5 protein-coding genes are annotated in these 4,398 nt (G+C 31.1%); 1 reads left to right on the top strand and 4 read right to left on the bottom strand.

Annotated elements, in window-relative coordinates:
- The first annotated feature begins 156 nt into the window (after positions 1 to 156).
- Positions 157 to 948 carry an alpha/beta hydrolase fold domain-containing protein gene (locus ACKI67_RS00880; protein WP_407461500.1) on the top strand — a complete coding sequence of 264 codons (792 nt, stop codon included), beginning with the start codon at positions 157 to 159 and terminating at the stop codon, positions 946 to 948.
- 102 nt (positions 949 to 1,050) lie between these two features.
- Here the strand turns inward: ACKI67_RS00880 and ACKI67_RS00885 are convergent, their stop codons facing one another.
- From ACKI67_RS00885 to mobB, 4 genes are all read right to left on the bottom strand, one after another.
- On the bottom strand, positions 1,051 to 2,094 hold the full coding sequence (locus ACKI67_RS00885; protein WP_407461501.1) for an acyltransferase: 1,044 nt from the start codon (positions 2,092 to 2,094) through the stop codon (positions 1,051 to 1,053).
- Between the two features lie 98 nt (positions 2,095 to 2,192).
- Positions 2,193 to 3,131 (bottom strand): GTP 3',8-cyclase MoaA, encoded by a 939-nt coding sequence (moaA, locus tag ACKI67_RS00890; protein WP_407461502.1) that lies wholly within the window; start codon positions 3,129 to 3,131, stop codon positions 2,193 to 2,195.
- An 85-nt stretch (positions 3,132 to 3,216) separates the two neighbouring features.
- Complete coding sequence (locus ACKI67_RS00895; protein ID WP_295608009.1) at positions 3,217 to 3,402, bottom strand: hypothetical protein; 186 nt, start codon at positions 3,400 to 3,402, stop codon at positions 3,217 to 3,219.
- 127 nt (positions 3,403 to 3,529) lie between these two features.
- Positions 3,530 to 4,237, bottom strand: a complete 708-nt coding sequence (mobB, locus tag ACKI67_RS00900; protein ID WP_407461503.1) for a molybdopterin-guanine dinucleotide biosynthesis protein B — start codon at positions 4,235 to 4,237, stop codon at positions 3,530 to 3,532.
- Positions 4,238 to 4,398: the final 161 nt, after the last annotated feature.

The following is a 4,398-nucleotide window of genomic DNA, read 5'->3' on the forward strand; positions in this document are numbered from 1 at the left end:
AACTTAGTTAAAAATAAATTATTTATATCTTATTTATTAGAATAATATATGTAAAAATTTTAGTAAATTGATTTCATTTAGGAAGATAGCATGTCAAAAAAATCATTTATTTCAAAAATCGAAGAACTTTATTTAAATTTCACTAAACATGATTATATGGATTCAAAAGAGAAAGTTGAAGAACGTTTATCCAAAGGACAATCCACTGAAAAGCCAGTTAAAAGCATTTTCAAAAGCATTGATTCCAATGGCATGCAAGTTTTTAGATTCGGAGATGAAAATGCCGAAAATACAATAGTATACATACATGGAGGTGCATTCATAGGTGAAATCAATTATCAGCACTTCTTATACTGCTATTTGCTATCACGTAAATTAGATGCATATGTTCTTGCACCTGTTTATCCTCTTGCTCCAAAGCATTCTGCAAATGAAACATTCAATCTCATGACTGATTTTTATAAGGATTTGACCTCAAGCAGAAGCAACATCGTTTTAATGGGAGATTCAGCAGGAGGAGGATTTGTATTGTCATTTTGCCAATACATCAAAACCATTGATTTGCCTCAGCCTGATGAAATCATTGTCTTTTCCCCATGGGTTGATATTGGAATGAGCAACCCACCATATGACAATGAGAGCGATCCGATTTTAGGAGAAGTTGGCTTAAGGGAAATGGGGAAGTCCTGGGCAGGGGATTGGAGTCTTGACGATTATAGGGTAAGCCCTACTTTCGGAGACAATAAGGATTTGCCTAAAATGATTATCTTTGCAGGAGATAATGAAATATTTCATAAGGACATCGTTTCATATGTTGAAAAACTTGAAGAAGATGGCGTAGATGTCAAATTCGTAGTTGCTGAAGGAATGTTCCATATTTATCCATTGTTCCCTTCTCCAGAAGCAAGAGCTGCGTTTAAAATCATTAAAGAAGAATTTAAAGAGTGAACAGATAAAAAAGATAGATGAAATAATTATAAAATAATAAAAAAATTAAACTTAAAAAAATTCAAAAAAGATAAAAAATAGAAAAAGATGAGATAAAATCAATTATCTCATATATAAAATATATTTTCCAAATCTTGGGATTCTATAAATGACCACCACTGCAGCATAGCTAAAGATAATCAATAAAATCCAAAGGATAATTGCCTTTACAGGTTCTGTATATGGTAATTGAACAACCAATGGAAGGAATGGCAATCTGAATAAGTTATGCACTAAAAATACTGCAAATGAGTATTTTGATAAGAAGCTTACAAATGGGAATGCTCTTACTTTTTTCATTCTTGAACATAACTCAAACAATGCGAATGATCCGGTTAAAATGAATGGGAATTCATACCATAAGAAGAAACTGTATCCTTTAATAAATGAATAGTATTGGAACAAGAGACATATAATGAATGAGACTATCGCAAGCAATCCCATCTTTTTAGATGAATACTTCTTAAATAAGTCTTTTTTAACCAAATATCCAAGAATAATGTAGATTCCATAAATTCCACCACTGAATCCAAGACAATATTGGATAGTGACATTATGGATTCCGTGCATATCCAATACAAGTGTGATAAACGGCAAGAGGAATGCTAAAAATGCGAATACAATTGTTGCCTGATTGATTGTTTTCGGACTGAAATGCTCCAATGCATTTGAAACAAAAGGCATTGAAAGATACATTCCAATAATCATCGGCATATACCACATATGGCTGAAGAATAAAGATCCCGCTTCAGCAAAATTCACTTGCCCACTTTTAACTGTAATGAATTGCAAGCTAACTGCATAAATTATCGCCCAAATAATTGTAATTATAACCAATTTCTTACAATTGTTATTCCAAAAAGCCTGAATACGATCATCATCATATGACCTACCAAGCAGTAGGTAACCTGTTATCATTAAGAAGAACGGAACACCTATACGTCCAACGAATAGTGAAGCGAACTGGAATATTCTGGAATACAATGTATAATTCATAATTGCATCTGAAGAAATGATATAAATCCCATCAGTTGCATGAATATATAAAACTGTCAATATTGCTACTGCACGTATAAAATCTATCCATTCAACCCTATTCTTAGTCATGATTCCCCCAATTTTTAGTTAATTCTTTTAAGTTTAAATATTAAGTTTAAATATTAAGTTTAAGTATTAAGTTTAAGTATTAAGTTTAATTATTAAGTTTAAGTTTCCTCTTCCTTATAGAAAGGTTCCCTATTATGGATTCCCTTAAGGAAGATGTCTACAAGCTCTTCATCAGAGGCTCCTTCTCTAATATATTCAATCAAGTCTACAAGATTATCGTTTCTAAGTAGGCAAGGTTTGATCTTACCTTCAGGAGTGATTCTGAGTCTTGTACAATTTTTGCAGAAATTGGTATTGTCTACAGGATGGACAACTTCTATTTCTCCCCCATCAATGAAATATTTCTTCCTATCCTGCATAAATTCCCTTACCTTAATCTCATCTGCAATTTCGGCAAGGTGTTTTTCAAACTCCGCCAATGGGTAATGATACTTTGAGTTGAATTCATTGTCATCACAACTTTCAGACTCAATGATTTCAATAAGTTGAAGTATGACACCATGTTCCTTGGAAAATTCGAACATGTCAAAAATATCATCATTGTTGATATTATTCATAACCACCATATTTATCTTGACCGGATACATACCAACTGCACAAGATTCGACAATTCCATCTTTAACTCTGCTTAAAACGTTTTTCCCTACAATCATTTGATAGGTTTCTTCATTAAGTGTGTCTAAACTGACATTAACTCTGTCTAATCCTGCATCGTATAATGGTTTGGCAAATTTGTCCAAATTTATACCATTGGTGGTGATTGAAATGTCTTTGAAATCAAGTGAATTTATCTTCTCTACAATTTCAACTATGTCTGGCCTAATTAAAGGTTCGCCTCCAGACAAACGTATTTTCTCAACACCTAATTTCTTTGCAATTCTGCAGATTTCATAAATTTCATCTGGAGTCATTTCTGATGAAGACTCTAACATCCCATCGTGGTGACAATATATGCAATCTACATTGCAACGATTGGTGATAGAGATCCTAAGTGAAATAATTGGTCTTTCATAATCGTCTCTTACTTTATCCTTCATCCATAAACCCCAAAATAAAATTCATTCAATAAATTAATAACTCTAATAGTCTATAAAAAAATTTTAAAAAAAAATAATCAAAGGATTATTCATTATCAATGGAAATTTCAACATTCTTAACTTCATCTACACCATATTCAGAAGTTTTGATAGCTTTCAATAATCCTAGAATGGTTTCCTTGATGATATCATCTGTAAACTTGTTTAATTCAATATCATTTCCATTAATTACTAATTTAACCTTATTTTCAAAATCTTTATTATCGCTCACATAATCACCTAATTGATTTAAAAAAATAATTTATAATATAATCATATTCTCGAATAATATATCTTGAATAATATATCTTAAATAATATAATTATATATTTTATAATATAATATTATCATTCATTATATTACTCTTTTTTGTTTTTAATTGTTATGTCAATATCATCGAAGTCTTCTACACCATATTCCTTGATCTTAAGTGGAGCCAATACCCCCAATATGGTTTGCTTGAGATAATCGCTGACAAATCTGTTTAATCCAATATTCACCCCATCAATGGATAGATTGACTTCAGCTTGAGTTTCTGGATTGTAATCCAATTTTCCTTGTGCAAATGCCTGACCTATAAGACTTGCATCATTATATCCGCATTCATTGACAAACAATGTTTCCAAAATATCATAGGACCTTTCTTCAACAAGGTCAACCAATTCCAATAGCTCGTCATCTGTGATTTCAAATGAATTCACTACTTTGATTGTATATTCATCCTTGACTTCTTCGCAAGTTGCTATTTTGGCATAAGGATATGCTTTAAATCCTTCTATAACCACAAAATCAGGATTTTCCATAAGTTTAATTAAGAACAAAATACGTTCGAGATCAAGTCTCTCATTAATATTGAAGTAGGTTCTTCCGCCAATCCCTACAACAAAATCGGAACCTGCTTCCATTTGCTTATAAGTGTCGGTTCCTTCATGATCCATTTCCATTCGGTGATGAGAATGCTTGATGCTTGCTACCTTAAAGTCCCTATTGGTTAATTCCTTGATGATTTTACCTGTAAGGGAAGTTTTACCAGTGTTCTTTAAACCTACAATTGAAATAATTCTCATTTTTACACCAAATAAATAAAATTTTTAATTTTCTTAAATTAATTGAATCAAATAAAATTTTTAACCTATTTTTAAATTTAATTTATCTAACTAACGATTTGTCAATTAAAGAAAGATAAAATTATCTATTAACTTACAATTTCCAAAAAAATAGACTGAAA

Source organism: Methanobrevibacter sp. (assembly GCF_045577275.1).
GTDB lineage: Archaea > Methanobacteriota > Methanobacteria > Methanobacteriales > Methanobacteriaceae > Methanobrevibacter.